The sequence below is a fragment of the Pseudomonas sp. Irchel 3E13 genome (assembly GCF_900187455.1).
Taxonomy (GTDB): Bacteria; Pseudomonadota; Gammaproteobacteria; order Pseudomonadales; family Pseudomonadaceae; genus Aquipseudomonas.
Window position 1 is genome coordinate 213,351 of sequence record NZ_FYDX01000001.1, and the last position, 25,715, is coordinate 239,065.

General features: G+C 64.5%; 25 protein-coding genes. 13 read left to right on the forward strand and 12 right to left on the reverse strand.

The genetic code is table 11. The annotated features are described in order from the left end of the window. Positions 1 to 7: 7 nt before the first annotated feature. The 10 genes from CKW37_RS00880 (at position 8) to CKW37_RS00925 (ending at position 11,003) form a co-directional block, all read left to right on the forward strand. Positions 8 to 289 (forward strand): peptidylprolyl isomerase, encoded by a 282-nt coding sequence (locus tag CKW37_RS00880; RefSeq protein ID WP_095153546.1) that lies wholly within the window; start codon positions 8 to 10, stop codon positions 287 to 289. A 66-nt stretch (positions 290 to 355) separates the two neighbouring features. Further along, positions 356 to 2,203 (forward strand): extracellular solute-binding protein, encoded by a 1,848-nt coding sequence (locus CKW37_RS00885; RefSeq protein ID WP_095153547.1) that lies wholly within the window; start codon positions 356 to 358, stop codon positions 2,201 to 2,203. Continuing rightward, positions 2,200 to 3,252, forward strand: a complete 1,053-nt coding sequence (locus CKW37_RS00890; RefSeq protein ID WP_095153548.1) for a microcin C ABC transporter permease YejB — start codon at positions 2,200 to 2,202, stop codon at positions 3,250 to 3,252. Before CKW37_RS00885 ends, CKW37_RS00890 begins: the two co-directional genes overlap by 4 nt. Next, the gene (locus CKW37_RS00895) at positions 3,252 to 4,274 is read left to right on the forward strand and encodes an ABC transporter permease (protein ID WP_095153549.1); all 1,023 of its coding nucleotides are present in this window, start codon (positions 3,252 to 3,254) and stop codon (positions 4,272 to 4,274) included. Before CKW37_RS00890 ends, CKW37_RS00895 begins: the two co-directional genes overlap by 1 nt. A gap of 27 nt (positions 4,275 to 4,301) precedes the next feature. After that, the gene (locus CKW37_RS00900) at positions 4,302 to 5,696 is read left to right on the forward strand and encodes a sigma-54-dependent Fis family transcriptional regulator (RefSeq protein ID WP_095153550.1); all 1,395 of its coding nucleotides are present in this window, start codon (positions 4,302 to 4,304) and stop codon (positions 5,694 to 5,696) included. 277 nt (positions 5,697 to 5,973) lie between these two features. Continuing rightward, complete coding sequence (locus CKW37_RS00905) at positions 5,974 to 7,365, forward strand: GntP family permease (RefSeq protein WP_095153551.1); 1,392 nt, start codon at positions 5,974 to 5,976, stop codon at positions 7,363 to 7,365. 10 nt (positions 7,366 to 7,375) lie between these two features. After that, positions 7,376 to 8,146, forward strand: coding sequence for a 3-hydroxybutyrate dehydrogenase (gene hbdH / locus CKW37_RS00910; RefSeq protein WP_095153552.1), 771 nt, complete (start codon positions 7,376 to 7,378; stop codon positions 8,144 to 8,146). 67 nt (positions 8,147 to 8,213) lie between these two features. Beyond that, positions 8,214 to 8,693: a serine protease inhibitor ecotin gene (gene eco, locus CKW37_RS00915; protein WP_095153553.1), complete on the forward strand. Its 480-nt coding sequence runs from the start codon at positions 8,214 to 8,216 to the stop codon at positions 8,691 to 8,693. Positions 8,694 to 8,727: 34 nt separating this feature from the next. Then, positions 8,728 to 10,689: an acetoacetate--CoA ligase gene (locus tag CKW37_RS00920; RefSeq protein WP_095153554.1), complete on the forward strand. Its 1,962-nt coding sequence runs from the start codon at positions 8,728 to 8,730 to the stop codon at positions 10,687 to 10,689. Positions 10,690 to 10,727: 38 nt separating this feature from the next. Continuing rightward, complete coding sequence (locus tag CKW37_RS00925) at positions 10,728 to 11,003, forward strand: peptidylprolyl isomerase (protein WP_095153555.1); 276 nt, start codon at positions 10,728 to 10,730, stop codon at positions 11,001 to 11,003. 24 nt (positions 11,004 to 11,027) lie between these two features. Here CKW37_RS00925 and CKW37_RS00930 read toward each other — a convergent pair whose 3' ends face one another. The 11 genes from CKW37_RS00930 to CKW37_RS00980 all read right to left on the reverse strand — a co-directional run bounded on the left by CKW37_RS00930 (position 11,028) and on the right by CKW37_RS00980 (position 23,301). Next, positions 11,028 to 11,282 (reverse strand): DUF1652 domain-containing protein, encoded by a 255-nt coding sequence (locus CKW37_RS00930; RefSeq protein ID WP_371864248.1) that lies wholly within the window; start codon positions 11,280 to 11,282, stop codon positions 11,028 to 11,030. 163 nt (positions 11,283 to 11,445) lie between these two features. Then, complete coding sequence (locus tag CKW37_RS00935; protein WP_256587658.1) at positions 11,446 to 12,558, reverse strand: hypothetical protein; 1,113 nt, start codon at positions 12,556 to 12,558, stop codon at positions 11,446 to 11,448. A 199-nt stretch (positions 12,559 to 12,757) separates the two neighbouring features. Then, positions 12,758 to 13,384 (reverse strand): LysE family translocator, encoded by a 627-nt coding sequence (locus tag CKW37_RS00940; RefSeq protein WP_095153557.1) that lies wholly within the window; start codon positions 13,382 to 13,384, stop codon positions 12,758 to 12,760. Between the two features lie 94 nt (positions 13,385 to 13,478). Continuing rightward, positions 13,479 to 15,923, reverse strand: a complete 2,445-nt coding sequence (locus tag CKW37_RS00945) for a TonB-dependent receptor (RefSeq protein WP_095153558.1) — start codon at positions 15,921 to 15,923, stop codon at positions 13,479 to 13,481. A gap of 75 nt (positions 15,924 to 15,998) precedes the next feature. Further along, on the reverse strand, positions 15,999 to 16,826 hold the full coding sequence (locus tag CKW37_RS00950) for a FecR family protein (protein ID WP_095153559.1): 828 nt from the start codon (positions 16,824 to 16,826) through the stop codon (positions 15,999 to 16,001). Then, on the reverse strand, positions 16,823 to 17,344 hold the full coding sequence (locus tag CKW37_RS00955; RefSeq protein ID WP_095153834.1) for an RNA polymerase sigma factor: 522 nt from the start codon (positions 17,342 to 17,344) through the stop codon (positions 16,823 to 16,825). The genes CKW37_RS00950 and CKW37_RS00955 overlap by 4 nt, the downstream gene beginning before the upstream one ends. Before the next feature lie 120 nt (positions 17,345 to 17,464). Continuing rightward, complete coding sequence (locus CKW37_RS00960) at positions 17,465 to 18,406, reverse strand: LysR family transcriptional regulator (protein WP_095153560.1); 942 nt, start codon at positions 18,404 to 18,406, stop codon at positions 17,465 to 17,467. After that, positions 18,403 to 19,377, reverse strand: a complete 975-nt coding sequence (locus tag CKW37_RS00965; RefSeq protein ID WP_095153561.1) for a quinone oxidoreductase — start codon at positions 19,375 to 19,377, stop codon at positions 18,403 to 18,405. The genes CKW37_RS00960 and CKW37_RS00965 overlap by 4 nt, the downstream gene beginning before the upstream one ends. Positions 19,378 to 19,510: 133 nt before the next feature. Then, positions 19,511 to 20,938, reverse strand: a complete 1,428-nt coding sequence (locus tag CKW37_RS00970; protein ID WP_143501851.1) for a hypothetical protein — start codon at positions 20,936 to 20,938, stop codon at positions 19,511 to 19,513. 15 nt (positions 20,939 to 20,953) lie between these two features. Further along, positions 20,954 to 22,414: a DUF4105 domain-containing protein gene (locus CKW37_RS00975; RefSeq protein WP_095153563.1), complete on the reverse strand. Its 1,461-nt coding sequence runs from the start codon at positions 22,412 to 22,414 to the stop codon at positions 20,954 to 20,956. Beyond that, positions 22,411 to 23,301, reverse strand: coding sequence for a PEGA domain-containing protein (locus CKW37_RS00980; protein WP_095153564.1), 891 nt, complete (start codon positions 23,299 to 23,301; stop codon positions 22,411 to 22,413). The genes CKW37_RS00975 and CKW37_RS00980 overlap by 4 nt, the downstream gene beginning before the upstream one ends. Between CKW37_RS00980 and CKW37_RS32280 the strand changes: the two genes are divergently transcribed. Then, positions 23,300 to 23,500, forward strand: a complete 201-nt coding sequence (locus tag CKW37_RS32280; protein ID WP_143501853.1) for a hypothetical protein — start codon at positions 23,300 to 23,302, stop codon at positions 23,498 to 23,500. The two genes, CKW37_RS00980 and CKW37_RS32280, sit on opposite strands and share 2 nt — an antisense overlap. A 98-nt stretch (positions 23,501 to 23,598) precedes the next feature. Next, positions 23,599 to 24,393 carry an alpha/beta hydrolase gene (locus CKW37_RS00985; protein ID WP_095153565.1) on the forward strand — a complete coding sequence of 265 codons (795 nt, stop codon included), beginning with the start codon at positions 23,599 to 23,601 and terminating at the stop codon, positions 24,391 to 24,393. Here the strand turns inward: CKW37_RS00985 and CKW37_RS00990 are convergent. After that, on the reverse strand, positions 24,372 to 25,070 hold the full coding sequence (locus CKW37_RS00990; RefSeq protein ID WP_095153566.1) for a metallophosphoesterase: 699 nt from the start codon (positions 25,068 to 25,070) through the stop codon (positions 24,372 to 24,374). The two genes, CKW37_RS00985 and CKW37_RS00990, sit on opposite strands and share 22 nt — an antisense overlap. Before the next feature lie 86 nt (positions 25,071 to 25,156). Here CKW37_RS00990 and CKW37_RS00995 point away from each other — a divergent pair, with 86 nt between their 5' ends. Beyond that, positions 25,157 to 25,654, forward strand: a complete 498-nt coding sequence (locus CKW37_RS00995; protein WP_095153567.1) for a DUF3016 domain-containing protein — start codon at positions 25,157 to 25,159, stop codon at positions 25,652 to 25,654. The last annotated feature ends 61 nt before the right edge of the window (positions 25,655 to 25,715 follow it).

Genomic DNA, 25,715 nt, shown 5'->3' on the forward strand with positions numbered 1-25,715 from the left:
ACCCCCCATGGCCCGAGCCAGCGCACGCCACATCCTCGTCAGCAGCGAAGACAAGTGCAACGAACTGAAAGCACAGATCGAAGCCGGCGCCGACTTCGCGGACGTTGCCAAAGCCAACTCCACTTGCCCGTCCAGCCGCCAGGGCGGTGACCTGGGTTCGTTCGGCCCAGGCCAGATGGTCAAGGAATTCGACACCGTGGTCTTCAGCGCGCCGCTGAATGAAGTACAGGGTCCGGTGAAGACCCAGTTCGGTTACCACCTGCTGGAAGTGACCAGCCGCCAGGACTGATCGGTCTTGCGCCGATACCAGGGACCGCTCTGCGGTCCTTCGCGAGTGAACTCGCTCCTACAGAAGATGTTGCGCAATACCATCACTGTAGGAGCGAGCTTGCTCGCGACGGCGCTCTGCCTGACTGCCCAGGCCGCCCCTTCTCACGCCCTCACCGTCTACGACGAAGCCCCGCGCTATGCGGAGCATTTCCGTCACTTCGACTACACCAACCCTGACGCCCCCAAAGGCGGCAGCCTGCGCCGCTCGGCCATCGAGATCGGCCAGTTCGACCATATTCTTCCGTATATCGACAAAGGCATCGGCGTCAGTGAAATCGACGGCTGGCTTTACTCGCCGCTGGCAGTACGCTCGCTGGACGAGCCCTACACCGTCTACGGTCTGGTCGCCCGCCGCATGGAACGGGCCGCCGACGGCCTGTCGCTGCGTTTCTACCTCGACCCGAAAGCCCGCTTCTCCGACGGCAAGCCGATCCGCGCCGAAGACGTGCGCTTCACCTACGACCTGCTGCTGCGCGAAGGCAACCTGAAATACCGCACCCAGTTCGCCGATGTCGCCGATGTGGTGGTGGAGTCGCCGACGCAAGTGCGCTTCGACTTCAAGACCAACCAGAACCGCACCCTGGCCCTGGACCTCGCGTCCCTGCCGGTGCTGCCCGAACACTGGTGGCGCGACCGCGATTTCGCCAACGGCGGCGGTTTCGAAGCGCCGCTGGGCAGCGGGCCGTACCGCGTGGCGCGGATCGACAACGGCCGCAGCATCACCTTCGAACGCGACCGCGACTGGTGGGGCAAGGACCTGGCGGTCAGCCGTGGCCGCTACAACTTCGACCAGTTGCGCATCGAGTACTTCGGCGACACCGACGTCGCCCGCCAGGTCCTGCGCGGCGGCGGCTACGACTACAACCGCGAGTTTTCCGCCACCGGCTACACCATTGGCTACAACGGCCCGGCCCTCGACGACGGCCGCCTGCAACGCGCGCACCTGGCCAAGGACATGGCGCAAAGCGCCCAGGGCTATGTGTTCAACCTGGAGCGCCCGATGTTCCAGGACCGCCGTGTACGCCAGGCCCTGGCCCTGCTCTGGGACTTCGAATGGAGCAACCGGCGGATGATGCGCGACCTGTACATCCGCCAGCAGAGCTACTTCGCCAACAGCCCGCTGGCTGCCCGCGAATTGCCGGACGCCGACGAGTTGAAGCTGCTGGAACCGCTACGCGGAAAAGTCCCCGATGAAGTCTTCACCCAGGTGTTCGAGGCGCCGAAAACCGATGGTTCCGGCTTGATCCGCGACAAGCAGTTGCAGGCCCTGGCGCTGTTGCGGGAGGCCGGCTGGCACCCGGACGGCGACCGCCTGGTGAATGCCCAGGGCGAGCCGCTGAGTTTCGTCTTCCTCAATGGCCAGAACGGCCTCGAACGCTTGCTGCTGCCATGGAAACGCACGCTGGCGCAGATCGGCATCGACATGCAGATCCGCCGCGTCGACGCAGCCCAGTACGTCAACCGCCTGATGGCCCGCGACTACGACATGATCGTCACCGGCTACCCGGTGTCGCCCTCGCCGGGGCTGGAGCTGTACAGCTACTTCGGCTCGGCGGCGGCCAACGATCCCGGTTCGAACAATTTCATGGTGCTCAAAGACCCGGTGGTGGATGGCCTGATCGACGGCCTGGTGCGCGCCGCCACTCAGGCCGACATGCAGCGCCACGCCCACGCCCTGGACCGGGTGCTGCAATGGAATTACTACTGGATCCCCAACTATTACCCGCCGGGCACCTCCAGCGTCTGGTGGAACCGCTTCGGCCTGCCGAAAATCCCGGCCGCCAATGACCCGGCCCTCGACACCTGGTGGGAAGTCAGCCCGACCCCGCTGACCAACGCGCAAATGGCCGAACGCAGCGGAGCCGCGAAATGACCGCCTATATCCTGCGGCGCCTGCTGCTGATCATCCCGACATTGCTGGTGATCCTGCTGGTCAACTTCGTCATCGTCCAGGCCGCCCCCGGCGGGCCGGTGGAACAGGCGGTGGCGCGCCTGCAAGGCATCGGCGGCGGTGCGCCAGGCTCGTCGTCGCTGCAGGTGGATTCGCGGGCCAGCCGCGGCCTCGACCCGGCCCTGCTGGAAACCATCAAAAAACAATACGGCTTCGACAAATCGGCGCCGGAACGGCTCTGGCTGATGCTCGGCAACTACGCCCGCCTCGATTTCGGCGACAGCTTTTTCCGCGGCGCCAAAGTCACCGACCTGATCCTCGACAAGATGCCAGTGACGATCTCCCTCGGCTTCTGGGCGACCTTGATTACCTACCTGGTGTCGATCCCGCTGGGCATCCGCAAGGCGGTACGCCATGGCAGCGCCTTCGATGCGTGGAGCAGCAGCCTGATCGTGATCGGCTACGCGCTGCCGGCGTTTCTCTTCGCCCTGCTGCTGATTGTGCTGTTCGCCGGCGGCACCTCGCTGAACTGGTTCCCGGTGCGCGGGCTGGTGTCGGAAAACTTCGCCGAGTTGAGCCTGATCGGCAAGGTCGCCGACTACTTCTGGCATTTGGTGTTGCCGGTGGGCGCGCTGGTGATCGGCGGTTTCGCCACCCTCACGCTGCTGACCAAAAACGCCTTCCTCAACGAAATCACCCGCCAGTACGTGGTCACCGCCCGCGCCAAGGGCCTCAGCGAGCGCCGCGTGCTCTACGGTCATGTGTTCCGCAACGCGATCCTGCTGGTCGTCGCGGGCATTCCGCAGGCGCTGATCACGGTGTTCTTCGCCGGCTCGCTGATGATCGAAGTGATCTTCTCCCTCGACGGCCTCGGCCGCATGAGCTACGACGCGGCGGTGAGCCGCGACTATCCGGTGGTGTTCGGTTCGCTGTTCATCTTCACCCTGTTCGGCCTGCTGATCCGCCTGCTGGGTGACATCTGCTACACGCTGGTGGACCCGCGCATCGACTTCGCGACGAGGGCCCGCTGATGTTTCGTTTGTCGCCGCTGGGCCGGCGCCGCCTGCAGAATTTCCGCCGCAACCGCCGTGGCTGGTGGTCGCTGTGGATCTTCGCCGCCTTGCTGACCCTGAGCCTCGGCGCCGAGCTGATCGCCAACGACAAGCCGCTGCTGCTCGGCCACCAGGGCAGCCTGTATTTCCCGGCGTTCAAGCGCTACACCGAGCAGCAGTTCGGCGGCCAACTGCCGTTCCAGCCGGACTACCGTAGCCAGTACGTGCGTGAACTGATCGAGGGCGACGGCGGCTGGATGCTGTTTGCGCCGGTGCCGTTCAGCGCCGACACGCCCAACTACGATTTGCAGGTGCCGGCCCCCAGCCCGCCCAGCGCGAGCAACTGGCTGGGCACCGACGACCAGGGCCGCGACGTGCTGGCGCGGGTGCTCTACGGCACGCGCATCTCGATCCTGTTCGCCCTGGCGTTGACCGTCATCAGCACGCTGATCGGCGTCACCGCCGGTGCCTTGCAGGGCTATCACGGCGGCTGGGTCGACCTGGTCGGCCAGCGCCTGCTGGAGGTCTGGTCGGGGCTGCCGGTGCTGTACCTGCTGATCATCCTCAGCGGCTTCGTCGAGCCGAATTTCTGGTGGTTGCTGGGGATCATGGCGCTGTTTTCCTGGCTGGCGCTGGTGGACGTGGTGCGCGCCGAGTTCCTCCGCGGGCGCAACCTGGAGTACGTGCAGGCGGCGCGGGCCATGGGCCTGCCGGACCGGCTGGTGATCGTCCGGCACATCCTGCCCAACGCCATGAACGCCACCCTCACTTACCTGCCGTTCATCCTCACCGGCGCCATCTCGACCCTCACCGCGCTGGACTTCCTCGGCTTCGGCATGCCTGCCGGCAGCGCCTCGCTGGGCGAGCTGGTCAACCAGGGCAAGCAGAACCTGCAGGCGCCGTGGCTGGGTTTCACCGCGTTCTTCGCCCTGGCGCTGATCCTCACCTTGCTGGTGTTTATCGGCGACGCCCTGCGCGAGGCCTTCGACCCACGGGCCTGATCACCTTTTTCTTTGACGGAACACCTCATGCACGACAGCGACAGCCTCAAGGACTACCAGCGGGTGCGCAGCCTGGCGATCAAATCGCTGTTCGAAATCATCGAGCAGTCCAGCGAAGGCACGGTGATCGTCGACCGCGACGCGCGGATCGTCTGGATGAACGAGCGCTATGCGCGACGCTTCGGCCTGACCGATGCCAGCGCCGCCATCGGCCAGCCGTGCGAGCAGGTGATCCCCGGCAGCCTGATGCGCGACGTGGTCACCCAGGGTCGCCCGGCGCTGCTGGACATGCTCGACACGCCGAAAGAGCCGCTGGTGGTGATGCGCCTGCCGATCCACGACGCTGGCGGCGCGGTGATCGGCGCCATCGGTTTTGCCCTGTTCGACGAATTGCGCAGCCTGTCGCCGCTGCTCAAGCGCTACGCCAGCATGCAGCAGGAGCTGGCTTCGACCCGCTCGCTGCTGCGTGCCCGCCAGGCCAAATACAGCTTCAACCAGTTTATCGGCACCAGCGCGCAGAGCCTGGAAGTCAAACGCCGCGCCCGGCGCGCGGCGAGCAGTGATTCGGCGGTGTTGCTACTGGGCGAGACCGGCACCGGCAAGGAACTGCTGGCCCACGCCATCCACGCCGCCTCGCCGCGGGCGCACAAAGCCTTTGTCAGCATCAACAGCGCGGCGATCCCGGAAACCCTGCTCGAAGCCGAGTTCTTCGGCACCGCGCCGGGCGCCTTCACCGGCGCCGAGCGCAAGGGCCGCGCTGGCAAGTTGCAGCTTGCCGAGGGCGGCACGCTGTTTCTGGATGAAATCGGCGACATGCCGCTGCCGTTGCAAAGCAAGCTGCTGCGGGTGTTGCAGGAAAAGGAATACGAGCCGGTGGGCTCCAACCAGATGCTGCAGAGCGACGTGCGCATCATCGCCGCCACCTCGCGGGACCTGCAGGCGGCCATGGCCCGGGGCGAGTTCCGCGCCGACCTGTATTACCGACTGAACGTGCTGCCGATCGAAGTCCCGGCGTTGCGCGAGCGGCTGGACGATTTGCCGGCCTTGAGCGAGACCATCCTCGAGGAACTGGGCAGCCGTCATGAGCTGGAACACGACGCCCTCGCCCTCTTGGGCCGGCATGCCTGGCCGGGGAATATCCGCGAGTTGCGCAACGTGCTGGAGCGGGCGACGTTGCTGGCGGATCAGGCGCGGCTGGGAGTGACGGATATCCAGTCGGCGCTGGGGCCGTTGCAGCCGCTGGCGGTGGTGGATGCGCCGGTGCAGGGCTATCGCGAGGCGTGCGAGGCGTTCGAGCGGGAATTGCTGCAGAACGCGCTGGCGCGGTGTGCCGGGAATGTGCCGGAGGCGGCGCGGCAATTGGGGTTGGGGCGGTCGACGTTGTACAAGAAACTGGTGGCGCTGGGGATTTCGTCTCCATAAAGAGATTTGTATCTCTTTTTTGGGATTGGACTTTCTGGCCCCATCGCTAGCAAGCTAGCTCCTACAGGGAATCGGGTGCCCGCCCCCCTTCTGTAGGAGCTAGCTTGCTAGCGATGAGGCCCTCAAACCCTAAAAAATTCTCACTTAAGAGACAAATTCGTCCACCCAGACCAAACAACAAACTTTTCCCCTTACAAATCAGCCACTTAACCAATTGGCACGATTCCCGCTATCTCCTTGAACCCAACAAAAACAAGATTCACCAAGGAGACACTCGATGAGTGTGATCATTGCCCTCGCAGCCCTGGCGCTGCTGATGCTCGCTGCCTATCGCGGTTACAGCGTCATCCTGTTTGCCCCCATCGCCGCCCTCGGCGCTGTCCTGCTCACTGACCCGTCCGCCGTCGCGCCCGCCTTCACCGGGGTGTTCATGGAGAAGATGGTCGGCTTCATCAAACTCTATTTCCCGGTGTTCCTGCTCGGCGCGGTGTTCGGCAAGCTGATCGAGCTGTCGGGCTTTTCCCGCTCCATCGTCGCCGCGGCGATCCGCCTGCTCGGCACGCGCCAGGCAATGCTGGTGATCGTGCTGGTCTGCGCCCTGCTGACCTACGGCGGCGTGTCGTTGTTCGTGGTGGTGTTCGCGGTCTATCCGTTCGCCGCCGAGATGTTCCGCCAGAGCAATATCCCCAAGCGACTGATTCCGGCGACCATCGCCCTGGGCGCGTTCTCCTTCACCATGGACGCCCTGCCCGGCACGCCGCAGATCCAAAACATCATCCCTAGCACCTTCTTCAACACCACGGCCTGGGCCGCGCCGTGGCTGGGGCTGATCGGCACGCTGTTCGTGTTTTGCAGCGGCATGCTTTACCTGCAACGCCAGCGCAACAAGGCCCAGCGCGCCGGCGAAGGCTACGGCACCGAACTGCGCAACGAGCCGGAAACCGCTGACGACCTGAGCCTGCCCAACCCGCTGCTGGCGCTGTCGCCGTTGCTGCTGGTGGGCGTCATGAACCTGCTGTTCACCCACTGGATTCCTGAGTGGTACGGCAAGAGCCACAGCCTGCAACTGCCGGGCATGGCCGCGCCGGTGCAGACCGACATCGCCAAGCTCACCGCAATCTGGGCGGTGGAAGCGGCGTTGCTGCTGGGCATCCTGCTGGTGCTGGTGGCGGGCTTCAAGGCGATCAAGAGTCGCCTGGCCGAAGGCACCAAGAGCGCGGTCGGCGGCGCGCTGCTGGCAGCGATGAACACCGCGTCGGAATACGGCTTCGGCGCGGTGATCGCCTCGTTGCCGGGCTTCCTGGTGCTGGCCGACGCCCTGCGCGCGATTCCCAATCCGCTGGTCAACGAAGCGATCACCGTGACCCTGCTGGCGGGGATCACCGGCTCGGCATCCGGCGGCATGAGCATCGCCCTGGCGGCGATGTCCGACAGCTTCATCGCCGCGGCCAATGCCGCCAATATCCCGCTGGAAGTGCTGCACCGCGTGGCCGCCATGGCCAGCGGCGGCATGGACACCCTGCCGCACAACGGCGCGGTGATCACCTTGCTGGCGGTGACCGGCCTGACCCACCGCGAAGCCTACAAGGACATTTTCGGTATTACCCTGATCAAGACCCTGGCGGTGTTCGTCGTGATCGCCACTTTCTACGCCACCGGCATCGTTTGAGGAGCCACACATGAGTCTTCACGGAAAAACCGCACTGGTCACCGGTTCCACCAGCGGCATCGGCCTGGGCATCGCCAAGGTCCTGGCCGCCGCCGGCGCCAATGTGCTGCTCAACGGCTTCGGCGACCCGACCGCGGCGCTGGCCGAAGTCGCCGGCCATGGCGGCAAGGTCGCCCATCACCCGGCTGACCTCGGCGACGTCGCCCAACTCGAAGCGCTGTTCGCTTACGCCGAAGCGGAATTCGGCGGCGTCGATATCCTGGTCAACAACGCCGGTATCCAGCATGTCGCGCCGGTGGAGGAATTCCCGGTGGAGCGCTGGGACTCGATCATCGCCCTCAACCTCTCGGCGGTGTTCCACTGCACCCGCCTCGCCCTGCCGGGCATGCGCGCGCGCAACTGGGGGCGGATCGTCAATATCGCCTCGGTGCATGGCCAGGTCGGCTCGGTGGGCAAGGTCGCTTATGTGGCGGCCAAGCACGGTGTGGTCGGGTTGACCAAAGTGGTCGGCCTGGAAACCGCGACCACGCCGATCACCTGCAACGCGATCTGCCCCGGCTGGGTGCTGACGCCGCTGGTGCAGAAGCAGATCGACGACCGCATCGCCAACGGCACCGACCCGCAGCAGGCGCAACACGATCTGCTGGCGGAGAAGCAGCCATCCGTGGCCTTCGTCACGCCGCAACATCTGGGTGAGCTGGTATTGTTTCTCTGTAGTGAAGCCGGCAGCCAGGTGCGCGGCGCCGCCTGGAACATCGATGGCGGCTGGCTCGCCCAGTGATCGACGGGGCGAGCGACGCCCGCGGCTGACCGGCATGACTGACCCGAAAAACCTGCAAGGAGCCGCTATGCGCCCGCTTTCCCTGACTGCCCTGTTCACCTTGTCGCTGGCGATCAGCCCGTTCGCCGTGGCCGCCAGCCTCAAGGATGTCGCCCCCTACCCGGAGGCCGAAAAAGGCTTCACCCGCCAGGTCATCCACCTGCCCGCCCAGGAAGACGAAAGCGCCTTCAAGCTCGAAGTGCTGGCCGGCAAGGAACTGCTGGTGGATTGCAACCGCCAGCGCCTCGGCGGCACGCTCGAAGAGAAAGACCTGCAAGGCTGGGGCTACCCCTACTACCGGCTGGAAAAAGTCTCCGGCCCGGCGTCGACCCTGATGGCCTGCCCCGACAAGAGCAAAACCAAAGCCTTCGTCCCGGTGATCGGCGACGGTTTCCTGCTGCGCTACAACAGCAAGCTGCCGGTGGTGGTCTACGTTCCTGAAGGGGTCGAGGTTCGCTACCGGATCTGGTCGGCCTCCACCGAGGTGAAAAGCGCCAGCGTCGAATAAACTCAGAACAGGCCGTTGAACAAGGGGAATCGGCATGAACGATGTGCTCTGGCGCCCAAGCGAGGCGCGTATTCAGGCAAGCCACATGGATCAGTTCCGCGGCGAGATCAATCGCCGGTTCAACCTCGGACTGGCCGACTACCACGACCTGCACCGCTGGAGCATCGAGCAGCGCCCGGCCTTCTGGCAGGCGCTGGCCGAGCGCTTCGGCGTGCGCTGGCAGCAACCTCCCACCCAGGTGCTGGAAGAAGGCCCGCGGATGCCCGATGCCCGCTGGTTTCCCGGCGCCACCCTGAATTTCGCCGAGCACCTGCTGCGCCGCCGTGATAACGCCACGGCACTGGTTTCAGTCCGCGAAGACGGCCAGCGTGTCACCCTCACTTACGCGGAACTGGCGGCTGAGGTTGCCGGTTTGCAACGGGCCTTCAAGGCCATCGGCATCGGCGTCGGCGACCGGGTCGCGGCGTGCATGCCCAACTCCTGGCAGACCGTGGTGGCGATGCTCGCCTGCACCAGCCTCGGCGCGATCTGGTCCAGTTCGTCGCCGGAGTTCGGCACCCAGGGCATCGTCGAGCGCTTCGGCCAGATCGAGCCGAAACTGCTGCTGGTCTGCGCCGGCTACCAGTACGCCGGCAAATCCCTGTCCCAGGTGGACAAGATCAACGAGGTGCTGGCGGCCCTGCCCGCCCTCGAGCAGTTGCTGGTGGTGCCGTACAGTCGGGACGATATCCGCCCGGACGCCTTCCGTACCCCGGCCCGCATCAGCCTGTGGCAGGACTTTTATCAACGCGGCGACGAGCCCGAATTCGTCGCCCTGCCCTTCGATCATCCGCTGTACATCCTCTATTCCAGCGGCACCACCGGCGTGCCCAAGTGCATCATCCACAGCGCCGGCGGCGTCTTGCTCCAGCACCTCAAGGAACACGGCCTGCACAACGACCTGCGCGAGGACGACTGCCTGTTCTACTACACCACTTGCGGCTGGATGATGTGGAACTGGCTGGTCAGCGGCCTGGCCCTCGGCGCCACGCTGGTGCTGTATGACGGTTCGCCCTTCCACCCGGCGCCGCAGCGCCTGCTCGACCTGATCGACGCCGAGGGCATCAGCGTCTTCGGCACCAGCGCCAAGTACCTGGCCGCGCTCGAACAGGCCGGCCTGCACCCACGCCACAGCCACCGCCTGGAGCGCCTGCGCCTGCTGCTGTCCACCGGCTCGCCGCTGTCGCCGCACAGCTACGATTATGTCTACCGCGACATCAAGGATGATATTTGCCTGGTTTCCATGTCCGGCGGCACCGATATCGTCTCCTGCTTCGTCCTCGGCAACCCGACCCTGCCGGTGCGCCGCGGCGTGATCCAGTGCAAGGGCCTGGGCATGGCCGTCGAGGTGTGGAACGACCAGGGCCAGCCAGTGCTGGACGAAAAAGGCGAACTGGTCTGCATTCGGCATTTCCCGGCGATCCCCCTCGGTTTCTGGAACGACCCCGACGGCGAGCGCTTCAAGGCCGCGTATTTCAGCCAGTTCGACGGCGTCTGGTGCCAGGGCGACTACGCCGAGGAATTCAGCAACGGCAGCCTGGCGATCCATGGTCGCTCGGACGCCGTGCTCAACCCCGGCGGCGTGCGCATCGGCACCGCAGAGATCTACCGTCAGGTGGAAAAGGTCGAGCAAGTGCTGGACAGCATCGCCATCGGCCAGCAATGGCAACACGACGTGCGCGTGGTGCTGTTCGTCCGCCTGGCCGACGGCATGCAACTGGATGACACCCTGCAGGCGCGGATCCGCAAGGTGATCCGCGACAACACCAGCGCCCGCCATGTCCCGGCGGTGATCGTGCAGGTGGCGGACATCCCGCGGACCATCAGCGGCAAGATCGTCGAGCTGGCGGTGCGCAACGTGGTTCACGGCCTGCCGGTGAAAAACACCGACGCCTTGGCCAATCCCCAGGCGCTGGAGCATTTTCGCGACCGCATCGAGCTGCGCGATCAGGCATAATCGCCGGCTTTTACCCGCAACCCCGAGGCACCCGCATCATGAAAGCACAGGCCCGACACATCCTGGTCAAGACCGCAGAAGAGGCCGAGCAGCTCAAGCAGCGCATCGCCAAGGGCGAAGCCTTCGACGTGCTGGCGAAGAAATACTCCACCTGCCCGTCGGGCAAGCGCGGCGGCGATCTGGGTGAAGTACGTCCGGGCCAGATGGTGGGCGCGATCGACCAGGTGATATTCAAAAAGCCCCTGCGCACCGTGCATGGTCCGATCAAGAGCAAATTCGGCTATCACCTGGTGCAAACGTTCTATCGCGATTGAGCACACTACAACGCGGGGGTGCAGTTACCCGGCGTCGCGCAGTTGAACCACATTGTTCTGCTTGTCCAGCAGATCGCAGCGCAACTTGCTCACCAGGCTGGAAATGGCGCGGCTGCTGTTCAACTGCTCGACACGAATGCCGTTCACCTGCAGGTCGACGCGCTGGCTGCGGTCGAACAACTGCACAGTCAGCGAATGATCAGCGGCCAAGGTGCAGCGGCAGCGAACCGGTAAAAAACTCTTCTCGACGATATCGCGCAGTTCCAGCGTAGATAGCATGTCCATGACTCCCTGACTGTTGAAGGACTGCAGCTCCGAGCTCGCAGTGCGTCTTCAAGGATAGGCCAGCGCCTTGTTTGGTCTCAGAACATTTCCCAATAAGACATTGGGTTTTTCCGCTCACCTGATATTTCTGGCCGGCATCGTCCTGGCAAATCGTCTTTCAACGCCCCGCTGACCTCAGGTAATTATCTCCGGATGAAGAGACCCGGGTTTTTATGGCCAAGGCAAATACACAACCCTCCAGATAAGGCTTGACCTCGGCCCAGGACTTCTTATCGGCAAAAAGACCTCTTAGCCTCTTCCCGGCGTCAACCACATCAGGATCATGTCTCATCAGCGTTTGCCTGGCGCTTTCGCTCGCATCGTCATCCTTGTGCTTGCCATGGTCCTGCCCCGCATAAGAGTGAAACTCTCTGATTCGCCCGAAGACCGCCTGTGTGCCGTCCGCGCATTTTTCCCCATTGATTTCTTCACGACGGTCCACGTGCCCTTCGGCAAAACTGTCCTGGACAAGGTGCATCAGACTGCCGAGTGCCACTTCGTTGACATGAGCCCGCAGCCACGGGCGACCTACGGTGAACAGATCCTGCACCGTCTGGTCATTGCTGAAGTGCCGCTCCCAACCCTCGATGGGAATGTCCTTCAAGTAGGTTCCGAGCGAATAGGTGCCGTCCGCCACACCCCATGCGAACTCAGCCCACATCAGGATCTCAGCGCGAGTGACCTCTGCTGGCACCCCGTCCTGCGAAGCCATGGCGTGGAGAAATTGCAGATCACCAAAATGCGAACGGCTGATGTAATTGCCCTTTCCCATATACGCCTGCGGGTTGCTCGCACTCTCCTCCTCGGCTTTGTTGAACAGATTGATCCAGCAGCGCGTCTGGGTGATGAAGCCAACCGAGTATTTGCCATTGCAGCCGCGTGTCTTCCCATCTTCGAGGCTGGGCATAAACACCGGGTCATCATTCCAGCGCACGCCTGCGATCACATAGGGGCCAGCGTTCTCCAGATCCGGTGTATTGCAATATTTCCAGTCACCATCGCAGCCGAAGATTCGCTGGGTCAGTGCTTCATGCGCAGGATCGGCAAAGCTGTGTACTGCGGCGTCAAGGAACGGGACGGACGCTTTATAAATGACCCCCTGTGTCCTGGCCATTTCCCGTTCAGCAACTGTGCCGTTGGGAGAAAGCTGGAATGCGTGAGCCTGAAGCGCACAAACCGCTACAGAAAAGAAGCCAGCGGTTTGTCCCATTATTTTGATTGTCCGCTTCATCAATACCGTCCTGGAAAAGTGGTAGCACCATGACGCCGCCGGCACGTCATGCCTGAGCTTGATTGCAACTAGATTGCGGCGAAAAGCCATCAACGCAGAATAGCTCGGCACCTTGAGGTGTCGAAGGCAGGCTCCCCAAGGGGAGCGCATCGTACAGGCCAATGAATGACGGCCCGGAAGGGCCGCCGTCGAGCACATCTCAGCCCCGCCGCGCCGCCAGCAACCCCAGCCCCGCACAACCCAACAACCCGGCGCTGACCCGGTTGAACACCCGCCGCGGCCCGGGCTGGTTGAACCAGCGTTGCAGGTAGGCGCCGAGCCAGGCGTAGATGCCGATCGCCAGCCATTCCAGCATCAGGAACATCACGCCGAGCCAGAGCAGTTGCTCGCTGACTGGCACGGCGCTGTCTATCACGACGAACTGCGGCAGGAAGGCGGTGAAGATCAAGATGGCTTTCGGATTTCCCGCCGCCACGAAAAACTCCTGCCGCGCCAGCCGCATCACCCCGCCGTTGCGCTCTCCCACCGGTCCGCTCTGCCCGACCGGCGCCCGCCACAGTTGCCAGGCGATGTAGAACAGGTAGAACGCGCCCACCACCTTGATTACCAGGAACAGGTATTCGCTGGTGTGCAGCAGCACCGCCAGGCCCAGCGCCGCCAGGACGATCATCCCGGCGAAGGCGAACAGCCGGCCGACGCCCGCCGCGCAGGCGGTGCGCAAGCCGTAGCGGCTGGCGTTGTTCAGCGATAGCAGGTTGTTCGGCCCGGGCGCCATGTTCAGGGCGAAGCAGGCGGGGATGAATAGCGCAAGGGTGGCGAGGTCCATGGCGGGCTCCTGTGGGTGATGGGCAAGCTTCCCCGGCGCGCTGGCCCACCGTCAAGTGCGGTGAAGCCAACGCGTCATGCACCTGCCGCGGCACTCACCACTGATGCGTGTAGCTCGCTGTCAGCACCGTGCCCGGCGCCGGCAGGTGGCTGGTGTTGGTGCTGTTGCGCATCAACTGGCTGTACAGCGGGTAGTAGTCGCGGTTGAACAGGTTCTGGATGCCGACGCTGACCTGGTCATCGGCGCTCAGCCGGTATTGGCTGATGAGGTCCACGGTGGCATAGCCGTCGACCTTGCGCCGGCCAAAGCTGGCAACGCCGTCGAGGCGATAGTCGTCGCTGTCGAACCAGGTCAGCTGGGCACGGTGGCTCCAGTCCTCATCAGGTTTGTACTGCACGTAGGCCGTGACTTTCAGCGGCGGGATGCGGTAGCCGGTCATGTCTTGCCAGTCGCCGTTGTCCGGTTTCTCGCGGCCCTTGAGCCAACTGAACGAGCCGCCTGCGCCCCAGCGTTCATCGGCGGTCAGCCAGTCGGCGCTGCCTTCGACGCCGTAGATGCGCTCCTGGGTGCGAGTGAGGATCAGGCCGTTGTTGAAGCTCTGCACGTCTCCCAGCTTGGAGGTGGTGTAGAACAGCGCGAGGCTCGCCAGGGTCTGTTCACCCACGGCGCCACGCCAGCCGAGCTCGTAGTTGTTGGTCTTGACCGGCTCCAGGTTCGAGGAGTCGATATCGAAACCGCGTCGGGCGTTGCGTATCTGCACGCCGATGTCCGGCAACTGGAAGCCCTGGCTGAAGGCCGCGTACAGCGTCTGCCCCGCCACTGGCGAGTAGCTGAGGCTGATGTTGGACAGCAAGGCGTCGTAGTTGACCTCGCCGCCGGCGACGGTCACCGGCGAAGTGGCAGTGGATTCCGAGAGCGGCACAAAGTCGTCGTAGCGCGCCGTGGCGTACTCGTAGCGAATGCCGCCCTCCACCGACCATTGCTCGTTGAACTTGTGCTGCAACTGGGCGAAGCCGCCCAGGCTGCGGGTGGTCAGGTCGGGCATGTAGCTGAGTTTGCCGATCTTCTCGAAGACCCGGCCGCCGCTGGCATCGAATACCCGTGGATCGAAGATATCGATGGGCATGTCGCTGCGTTCATGGTTGAAGTCCGCGCCCCACAGCAGTTCGGTGTCGCCGGCTTGGCCCAGCGGCGTGCGCAGGGTCACGCGGCTGCCGAACACTTCGCTGTTCTGCGTCACCTGGTCGACATTGCGCCCGCGCGTGGCCACGCCGCGGGCGTCGAACGGGGTAAAGCGGGTGAAGAAGTCACGGTAGTAAATCTGCGCGTTGAGCGTACTGCCGAGCACATCGGCGTGGGCATATTCCAGGTTGAGCAAGGTGTTCTTGATCTGGTTCTGCTCATCCAGCGACAACCCGGACAGCGGCTGCGCCGCCACCGAGCCAGGCGGCAGGCGTGACACGGAGGGATCGGCGGTGTAGTCGGTGTCCTGGTCGGCGTTGTAGTGGCTGGCGGAGAGCTGGATGCGCTGCTCGTCATCGATGCGCAGGCCCAGTTTGCCGCCGATGTTGAAGGCGTTGGCATCGAACAGGTCGCCCTGGCTGGGCTCGGGGGCAATGCGTTTGCCGTTGGCATCGTAGGACGCGCCGATATGCCGGGCACCGAAGTCCAGCGCGTAGTCCACCGGCCCTTGCGCGCCGGAAAAATGCTGCTGCAACTGACCGCCAAGGCCGTCGCGGCCCAGCCGGCTAAGGGGCGACACCGCCGTCAGGCTGGTCTCGGCGCGGGTTTCGCCGCCCGCCGGGCGAGTGGTGATGGAGATGATGCCGCCGGTTGCGCCCGCACCGTAGATCGCGCTGCTGCCACGAATCACTTCGACACGCTCGATCAACGCCGGGTCAATGTTCGCCAGGTTGCGCGACGAGTCGCGGTTGGTGTTCAGCGGCACGCCGTCCACCAGCACCAGCATGGTCCGCCCGCGCAGGGTCTGGCCGTAGTCGGTAATGGTGCGGCTGGAGTCGGCCATGCCGGGAATGCTCTTCGCCAGCACGGTGGCCAGGCTGTCCGAGCCCTGGCGCAATTGCTCCAGTTGCTCACGCTCGAGCACATTGACTTGGCGGGCCTGCGGCACTAGGTTGCTGCTGGTCCGGGACGAGGTGATTTCCAGGCTGGACAGCTCGACGGCAGCATCCGCGCTGGCCGGCACTTCCACAGGTTCCGCGGCGCCCGGCACGACGATGAAAGTGTGCTCGTCACGCTCCTGCGCTTTCAGGCCGCTGTTGCCCAGCAATTGGCGCAGGGCCTGTTCCAGGGTGTAGCGCCCCTTGAGCGCCGGGGCCGCCTTGCCCGCGGTCGCCTCGCCAGCGAAGAGGATCTGCGCATTGGCCTGGCGCGCCAGGGTGTTGAGCGATTTTTCAAGCGATGCCGCCGGCATGTCGACCTCCAGCACCGCGGACTGCGCCAGGGCGAACGGACTCGAGAGCAGGCCGGCAGCCAGCAGTGACAGGGGCAACGGCGCGCGTAAAAGGAACTGACTCACGTACTGCACTCCACGAAATAAGGGGACATGGAGATAGCCGTCACCAGTCGCGCGCAACCCTACCCCGTGACGACATTATTTTTTCACCCGCGCCGTGATCAGCACCGAACCGTCGGCGGCAGTGTTCACGGTCAGCGGCAGAATTCCCGGCAGCAAGGCCAGCAGCCGGTCGACATGGCCGCTGTCGAACACGCCGGACACCGGCAGGCTGTCCAGCCCCGGGCCGCTCAGCCGGATCGGCTGCGCGTGGTAGCGCTGGATGACGCCGATCACTTCGGCCAGCGGCGTGCTTTCGAAGATCAGTTGACCGTTGCGCCACGCCCCCACCTCACCGGCGTCGGCCCGCGCCACCGGCTCCAGTCGCCCCGCATGCACACGCACCTGCTGGCCAGACTCGAGCAGACTGGACGCCTCGCCAGCACGCACCGCGACCCGCCCTTCGGCGACGGTGACCCGCACATCGTCGCCCTGGCGACTGACATTGAAGCGCGTGCCCACTACCCGCACCTGCGCGGGCCCTGCGTCCACCAGGAAAGGTCGGTAGACCCTCGGCGACACCTCGAACAGCGCCTGCCCACGGCGAAGTTCGCTGCGGCGGCTGAGCAGGTGCCAACTGACCGTCAGCTCGCTGGCACTGTCCAGCGCCACCTGGCTGCCGTCGGCCAGTTGCAGGGTCTGCCGTTGGCCGACCTGGGTCAGGTAATGCTCGCTGTGATACGCCGGATCGAGCCAGGCCACTCCCGCCAACAGCGCCAACGACAACAGGCCGACGTGGGTCGCCTTGAGCCGCTTCTTGCGTGGCGCCGGGTCCGGCATCGGGAAGCGCTGCTTGAGCGCCTCACGCAGTTGGGCGATGGCCTGGTCTTCCTCGATGTACTTGCCCGGTCTGGGGTTACCGCTCATGAAGCCACCTCGCGGCCCAAATACTCGCGGCAGGCGGCCATGCCCAGGCGCAGGTGTTTTTCGACGGTCTTCAGGGAAATACCGAGACGTTCAGCCACCTCGGCTTGCGGCAGTTCATGGATCTTGTGCATGACAAACACCATCTGGCAGCGCGGCGGCAGGTTCTCGACGGCCTGGATCAGCCGGTCCAGGGTTTGCGCGGCGTCCAGTTGACGCTCATGGCTGGCGATCCCGGCATCCACCTCGGGCAACTCAGGCACCGCGACAAGCCAGGTCTGGCGGCGGCGGTCACTGCGGTAGCGGCTGACGGCGTTGTCATGGGTGATCTTGCGCAATAGCGCCAGCGGCGTGCGCACGCCCTCTTTCTCGTGCTTTTCCAGCAGTTGCACGCACACGTCGTGGACCACTTCGCGAGCGAAGCCCCGCTCACCGAAACGGCGGCGAACATGCTCCACCAGTTCGTCGTAATGACGAACCAGGGTGGACAACAACGAGGGTTTCGGGGGATCGGCCTGCACGGTGACCTGCACGGGGAAACAAGGCCCGGGGTGGGCATTGGGTGCAGGAGTATAAATACGAATCTATTTCATTTGAATAGGTTTGTGTCGGGACGGGTGTGCTGACCGAGTGCTGAGTGCTCACTCCGACTTCTTTATCTCGATCCACGGCGCCACCGGGCTGAAGCGCGCTTCGATCCAGTGCTTGAACGCCAACACCGTGGCCGCAGGAAACCGCGCCGATGGCCGGACCAGAAACACCCCACCCGTGGGGTCCAACTGCCAGTCCGGCAACACCCGCACCAGGCGCCCGGCGGCGATATCGCGGCTCATCAGCCACTCCCCGGCGCCAAGAATGCCGGCATCATCACGCGCAGCGGCGAGCAGCGATTCACTGTCGTTGGCAGTCAGGCTGCCTTTGGGCGTCACCGTGTGTTGCTGGTCCCCGGCATACAGCCGCCACTGCGGAAACGATGCCAGCCCGCTGAAACGCAGGCAATTGTGTTCGGCGAGTTGTTGTGGCGAATGCGGTACGCCGTGGCGTTGCAGATAGCCCGGTGAAGCGCAGAGGATCCTTCGGTGATCGCAGAGCTTTTTCGCGATCAGGCGGTTGTCGTCCAGTTCGCCGATGCGGATGGCGATATCGAAGCCTTCCTCGATGATGTCCACCAACCGCTCGCTGTAGTCGGCGACGATCGACACCTGCGGGTACTCGCGCAGGAACGCCGGCAGCATGGGTCCGATACACAGCCGACCCATGGCCGCCGGCAACGCCAGGCGCAAGACGCCGCGCACTTCGCTCGCCCCGGAAATCGCCTGTTGCTCGGCCTCGGCGATCATGCCGAAGGCCGCGCGCAGGCGTTGTTCCAACTTCTCGCCGACAGGCGTGACGCGCACCTGCCGGGTCGAGCGCTCGATCAGGCGCACACCGAGACGCTTTTCCATCGCCGCCACGCGCTTGGACACCACCGTGGGATGGCGTTGCAGCAAGCGCCCGGCGGCGACGAACGAGCCCTGCCCGGCCACGGCAAGAAACGCCGCGATCTCGTCGCTGTGGGTGTTGTCCAATACATCGCTAGTCATGGTGTAAGAATGATCGCTCCGCTAGATCGCCCGTTTTCCAGATCGGCGTGGGCCCGCGCCGCATCGGCCAGGGCGTAGCGGCCCCAGATCCGCGGCGTGATGATACCGGCGCTGACCGCCGCCAGCACATCGGCGGCGCGTTCCTGGTATTCCGCGTGGGTGGCGGTGTGGGCGGCCAGCGATGGCCGGGTGATGAACAACGAGCCCTTGCTGTTCAGCGTGGCCATTTCCACCGGCGCCGGGGCGCCGCTGGAGGCGCCGAACGGCACCATCAGCCCGCGCGGGCGCAAGCTGTCCAGCGAGGCTTCGAAGGACACCCGGCCAATCGGGTCATACACCACATCCACCTTCTTGCCGTCGGTAATGCGGGCGACCTCGGCGGCCAGCGTGGCGGGGTCGAACACCAGCACTTCGTCACAGCCGAGCGTCCTGGCCTTGTCCACGCTGGACGGCCGCGAAACCACGCCGATAACGAACGCCCCCAGGTGCTTGGCCCACTGCGCCATGATAGAGCCCAACCCGCCCGCCACTCCGTAGAGCAGCAGCGTGGTGCCCGGACCTACCGGATACGTCGACTTGAGCAGGTACTGCGCGGTAATGCCCTTGAACAGCACCGCCGCGGCGTCCTCCGACGACAGCGAATCCGGCAACTTCACCAGCCGCTCGGCGGGAAACAGCCGGGCACTCGCGTAGGCCCCCAGCGGTCCGGTGGCGTAGGCAACGCGATCACCCTCGGCCACGTTGCTCACCCCTGCGCCGACCCGCACCACCCGGCCAGCGCCTTCCAGCCCAAGGCCTCCGGGCAGCGGCAGCGGTGCCGCGCCCTTGCGCTGGGTGACATCGAGGAAGTTGACGCCGATGGCGTCCTGCTCCAGCCAGACTTCGCCAGGACCAGGCGCGGCTCCGTCGACCGTGCGAAGCTCCAGCACCTCAGGGCCGCCAGTCTGGTTGATTCGAATTGCTGCCACCATTGCCATGCTCCTTCGCCCTAATGCGGGCCTGCGTTCACGATGGGGCGAAGTATGTGAACTGACGGAATAGGCAACAAGATAGCCGGTTTGCAGTTCATTGCTGCACGGATTGCAGCAATGAACAGTTGAACCCTTACTGTTTGTCCTGGCCGGTGTAGGGAATGTCGCAACGCCCGCTGGAGAAGGCCTTGCAGATGTAGGAGCGACGCGGGGTGACCATGTTGTAGCGTTTGGCGACGTCATAGTCGCCCGGTCCTACACCGTGACCGCACTGGTAGGCCTGCCATTGCTGGCCTTTGATCACCGGGCCACCGACAGTCGGCGTGCCGCCCGAGCAACGCTGCCGCGCAAGGGCACTTTCCACGGTGGGCTCGTCGACCAGCGTCTGATTGTCCAGGGCGCCATTGCATTCCCACATTTTGCTTTTCTCGGATTGGCGGCAGATCGCCAGCGCCTCCTCTTGCACTGCGCCCCACTGGCTTTTCTGGCCGCCTGCGTCAGTAGATGAGGTGCCGCCTTTCTTGCCCGGCGCCGTGCTCGATCCGCCCGAGCTGGAACCCGCACCAGAATGTCCGGCACCGCCACTGCCCTGCTCGGTCGGCGCACTCGCGACCTGCTGGCCCGCGCCACTGGTGCCGTCCTTGAGGCAATACGCCGCGCCGGAACCGGCGGTGACCGTGGTGCCATTGGGATTGCGGGCAGGCGACGAACCGGCCGGGCATTCTTCGCGCCACGTCGGCAGCGTTACGTGCTGCGGCACGTACTGGACGATCTGCGGCTGCGGCCGGCTACTGGCGGAGTTGCTGGCAGCGGCCGCTGCCGTGGCTTGATCCTGCCGGGCCTGCTGGCGGGCTTCGGCCTGCAACCGCGACTGTTCCTGCGCATCGGCGCGGGCCTGCTGTTGCTGTTGTTGCTGGCGTTGTTGCAGCTCACGCTGCTGGGCGCGCAGGTTTTCCCGCTCCTGCGCCTGGCGGCTCTGGTCCTCGCGGATACCTTGCACAGCGGAGTTGAAGTTGCTTGCGTCGGAGCCCTGGGAATAGCTGTCGCGCTGGATTGCAGCCATCAACTGGGCCTGGCGCTCCGGCGACAACTGCCCGCCGCCGCCCAGCGCAAGCCCGGCGGCCATCGCCGCGTATTTGTTGCGCTGGTCCTGGGCTGCACGCTCCTCGGCCAGTTCCTGGGCGCGGACGGCCCGCTCCTCGGCAATCCGGTCGGCTTCTTCCGCTTCCTTCTGCTCGCGCCGCGAGCGCGCCTCGGAGGCGACCAGTTCCTGCTCCATCTGCAGGTTGTCGCGGGTCAGTTGCAGCGCGGCCTTGTCCTGGGCGTTCTTCGCCACGCGCTTGGCCTGGGCGATGTATTTCTCGGCGCAGTCGAAATTCTGTTGCTGGACGCAGGCGTTGGCCTTGGCGTTGCGTTCGAGGAAGTCCTGATGGTCCAGCTCATCGAGTTGCGCGAGCTGGTCGAGCATCTGCTGTTGCTCGGCGGTGGAAGCGGCCATCGCCGGCGCTGCCGCCGACAGGCAGAGCGCAAGAGCAAATCCGCGGGTTGTTCTTGTAAGCATGGGCTGTCCTTCCGGCTAGGGGCGAAGTTGTCGGAGAAATACGATGTTGTCGAGGGTGTCTGCCCGGTAACGGGTCAGGCGGTTCAATTGTTGCCACTGTTCGCTGCCGTCGTCCGCGACCGTCAACATGGCCTCGGTCAGCAGGCGGCGGGCCTGTTCTGAGCGGCACTGCGCGGCGAACGCGGGAAGATCACTGAAGCGGTCGGCACTGTCGGGAATACCCGAGGTGCGCCGTGGCGGGCCGATGCGTTGGCGCAACGGGCGCAGGAAACAGGCTTCGAAGATCTCACCATGGGCCGGGTCCAGCACCGTGGCCCTTGCCGAGAAATCCTGCCGACGCAGGTACTGCGCCGCCTGCCCAAGCAGCAGCCGCTGGCTGCTGAACAAGGCGTACTCCTCCAGCATCAACTGTGCGTCGAGGGTGCGCGATTCCGCCGTCAGGCGCTCGGCGTAGGCCGGGTCTTGCAGCGCAGTGCGGCGGATCTGTGGCGCAATCTCGATGTAGTCCCGCAGGCTGGAAAACCCCTCGCCGGGCATGTGCTGCCGAACGCGGGACAGCGCCTCGTCGTAGAACGGCCGGGTGCTGGAGAAGTAGAAACCGTCATGCTCCGCCTGCTCCAGCGAGGCCAGCGCGGCGCCTTCGGCCAACGGGCTGTCACGAAGTGCGGCGAACAGGGTGTCCGGGCGCAGGAAACGCTCGGCCATGTCTGGATTCTCGGCGTACTCGCGCCAGGTCGCGCGCAGCGCTTGCTGCAGCAGGGTCGCGCAGTTGCGGGTGAAAAAGTCGTAGCTGCCGGAAAACTGCCAATGGATCTGCGCCATGTCGCGCACCAGCGCCTGTCGCTGCCCGGCATCCAGGCGCAACGGCAGGGAGTACAGTTCGCGGAACTCACCGATGGCGTACTGCTCGTAGCTGTCCATGAAGCGGCTGGCGAACAGGCGCGCCTGGTATTCGCCGCCCAGCGCCTTGAGCACATCGAGGGTGAAGTCGTCGACATGGGCCTGGAAACTCAGGACCAGGTGCTCCGCAAGGTTGCTGTCGCAACTGGCCGGCGAGCTGTCCGCAGCGGGGCAAACCACCAGGCGCAGCGCCACATGGCCGAAGCGCGAGGCCGGGCTCGGGCTGTTGCCGGCAAACAGCAAGTGCACCGCGCTGACCCGCGCCGGATCGATCCAGACCACCCGCACGCCCTCATCCGGCGTCTGCACGGCAAACGGCACGCTCGCCGCGCACGGCACCGGCGCTGCCGCAGCAACGCCCTGGCGTAGAAACCACGCGGCGTAAAGCGGCTGGCGACAGGCATAGGCCGGATCGTGTTGGTAGCTTTGCAACTGGTGTTGGTAGTCCGCAGACGAAGGCGCCGCTGCGCCGGTCGCCACGGCGGAAACCGCGGCGAAATCCGGGTCTACCGCCTGTGGCTTGAGCGCACAGCCCGACAGCGCGAGCACCGCGAGCAGGACAAGCAGCGGCCTCATTGGCTGGCGAGGACCGCTTCCTGGCGTTGCGCCGCGCGGGCGATCATCGAGTCCGGGTTGCCGAAGGTCGCGGGGCGCATGACCGCTTCGCTGCGGATGCGCATTTGCCGGCTGGTGACGCTGGGGCTTTCGATGACGCCGATAAACAGCGAGGTGGGCACCAGGGTGGTACTGGAGGTGAACATGCCCGGGTCGTTGAAGTTGTAGTGCTTCACGTCATTGAAGAAGCCGTTGGCCTGCAATTGCTGGTTCAGCGAGGTGTCCTTGGCCCGCTGGCGCCAGGCGGCGGCCTTGACCGGGTCCTGAGGGACACCATTGCCGGACTGGTAGGCATTGGCGACAGCGTACATGGCAGCCACATCACCACCGCTGGCGCGTTGCACGGTGGCGAGGAATTCGTCCTGGGCGACCTTGAGTTTTGCCTGGGTCGCCATGGTTCGCCAGTGCTCGGCCTTGGTCGGGCTCTTGTCCACGCCCTGCCCCGCGTCATACAGCGCGGCCATGGCGTTCATCGCATCGACGTCGCCGTTCTGCGCCGACTCCAGCACTTGCGCGGCGTTCGCCTGGGCCTTGGCCTTCACCGCGCTGGCGGTGAGTTTCGGCGCCGACAGTTCGGCGTCCACCGATTGCGGGCGACCGTCCACCAGGGTGACTTGTTTCTCGAAAACCTGTTCCTTGTCGCTGCCTACCGTCTTGACCACGCGCACTTGGTAAGTACCCGCCGGCATCGCGGTAATGACCGGGCAATTGCCCACCGCGTTGTTATCAATCGATACGACCGCATCGCTATCTTCATCAGCGCACGTCACGCGCAGCAGGCTGTCCGCGTGGGCGAACGAACTTGCCAGCATTGCCACACAGGCAAACTGTTTGATTGCGAACTTCATGCTGCTCCCCGAAATGAAAAAGACCCTGACGGCCCCGGTTTTATTGGATTTTGGCGGAGCATCGCACTGGCTAATAGCCCTTGGCTACCTATTTCGTAACAACGCTGAAAAAGCCATCAAACCTATTGAAAACACAGAATTACTGGCGGCGGCAATTTGGCGAAAAAGTTGTTGGAACAGTCAAACTTTTCGGGTTTGATTTATTCGTTGCGGGTGGCACTTGCGTACAAAATCCGTTTGCGAGCGCGGTCAGGTTTTGTTACTTGTCTGGAACAAGAACCTGAATCGGAACGCCCTATGTCGCCTGTTACAACGGAAGTCTTCTGGATCGAAACCCCGCAGGGTCGCCTGTTCGCCCGGCGCTGGTTCGCCACTCCCAACGTCTCGGACAAACCGGTCATCGTGCTGTTTCATGACTCGCTGGGCTCGGTCGAACTGTGGCGCGACTTCCCGCAGCAACTGTGCGAAGCCACCGGGCTGGACGTTGTGGCTTATGACCGGCTCGGCTTCGGCCAGTCGGCGCCTTATCCGGGCCACCTGCCGCTGACCTTCATCCAGGACGAAGCCGAGCGCTTCTTCCCGCAACTGCGTGAAGCGCTGGGCATTGAGCGCTTCATTGCCTTCGGTCACAGCGTCGGCGGGGCCATGGCCAGCCACTGCGCCGCAAACAACCCACGCGATTGCCTGGCGCTGATCACCGAATCGGCCCAGGCCTTCGTCGAGGACCGTACGTTGCAAGGCATCCGCACCGCCAAGCAACAGTTCCAGGCGCCCGGCCAACTGGAGCGACTGGGCAAATACCACGGCGACAAGGCGCAGTGGGTGCTGGATGCCTGGACCGAAACCTGGCTGTCGGCGGCTTTCAGCAACTGGACCCTGAAACACAGCGTGGGCTCCGTGCACTGTCCGCTGCTGGCACTGCACGGCGATCTGGACGAATACGGCTCGGTGCTGCACCCGCAACGTATCGCCGCGCTGGCCGGAGACCGCGGCGAAGCGGTGATTCTCGAAGGCTGCCACCACGTGCCGCACCGCGAGGACTCGGCGCGGGTTCTTGCCAAGGTCATCGACTATCTGGGGCGGATCGGCTGAGCGATTTCCAGTGTGGCCAGGTCCAGCAGGGTGAAATGGCCCTTGGACCAACCGCCCGTGTCGATATGCCAGACATTGCCCAGCACCCGCACCGCCTGCAGCGGCGTGTGCCCCACCAGCAAGGCGCGCAGGCCCTCGACACCGCGCGCGTCTTCATCGCGCAAGCGCTGCCGCGACCATTGGCAGACCTCCTGCACCTTGGGCGGCACAGGCGTCTGCTCCAGCAGTGGCAACAGGTCGCTCCAGCGCAGGCACGGACAATCGGCGTGGAGGATGCCGATCGGGCCTTGCGCGGTGTCGACTTCCAGCGCCAGCGGCATCAACGCGAAGCGCTCGGCGAAATGCGCTTGCCGCGCCGGGGCCAGATCGAGAAACCAGGCACCGCCGGCAGCCCGGTACATCGCGTAATCCAGCCACTCGCCACGCACATGCGATACCGCCAGGGCTTCGTGATTACCTTGCACGGCGTGAAACCAAGGCTGCGCCAGCCACTCCAAGACCTCTTCGCACTCAGGCCCGCGATCGACGAGATCACCGACGCTGAACAGCCGGTCCCGCGCCGGGTCGAAATCCACCGCCTCCAGCGCCTCGCGCAGGCGGGAAAAATGCCCATGCACATCACCGACGGCCAAGTCCCGCCCAAGTGGATTGCGCGCTACACGAACAACAGTGTTCATCGCCTCTCTCCTGCTCCATCCGAGGATCACGGGCGTACAATAAACGCGGCTGCGCTTCGCAGTCCTGCGCTCCCGGAGGTGTCATCATGCGCCTGGCCCTGACTTTCGCCACCCTCGTCATGCTGGCTTTAAACAGCATGGCCTACGCGGCCTCGCCGAGTGTCGAGGTCAACTTCATCCAGCCGGAGAAATTCCGCGACGCCAGCCTCAGAAGCAACGGCTACGAGCGCGGCGCCGACGAACAGGTCATGAAAGCACTGCGCAGTTATCTGGAATCCCTTGGCACGCGCTATCTGACTGCCGGACAGACCTTGCGCATCGATATCCGCGATATCGACCTGGCCGGACGCTACGAACCCTGGCAAACCAACGCCAACTCGGTGCGCTTCATGCGCGACATCACCTGGCCAAGCATCGACCTTCACTACACCCTGCAACAACAGGGGCAGATAGTGAAGCAGGCCGACGTGCGAGTGGACGACAAGTTCTACCTGCAACGCCCCGGGCGGGTAGGCACAAGTGATCAGTTGTATTCGGAAAAGGCGATGCTCAACGATTGGTTCCGTAACCTGGTCAAGCCCTGACGCAGCGCGGTTGCGTGCCGACGGCTGGCACCCGGCCAGTTCACCAGGGTGCTGCTACACT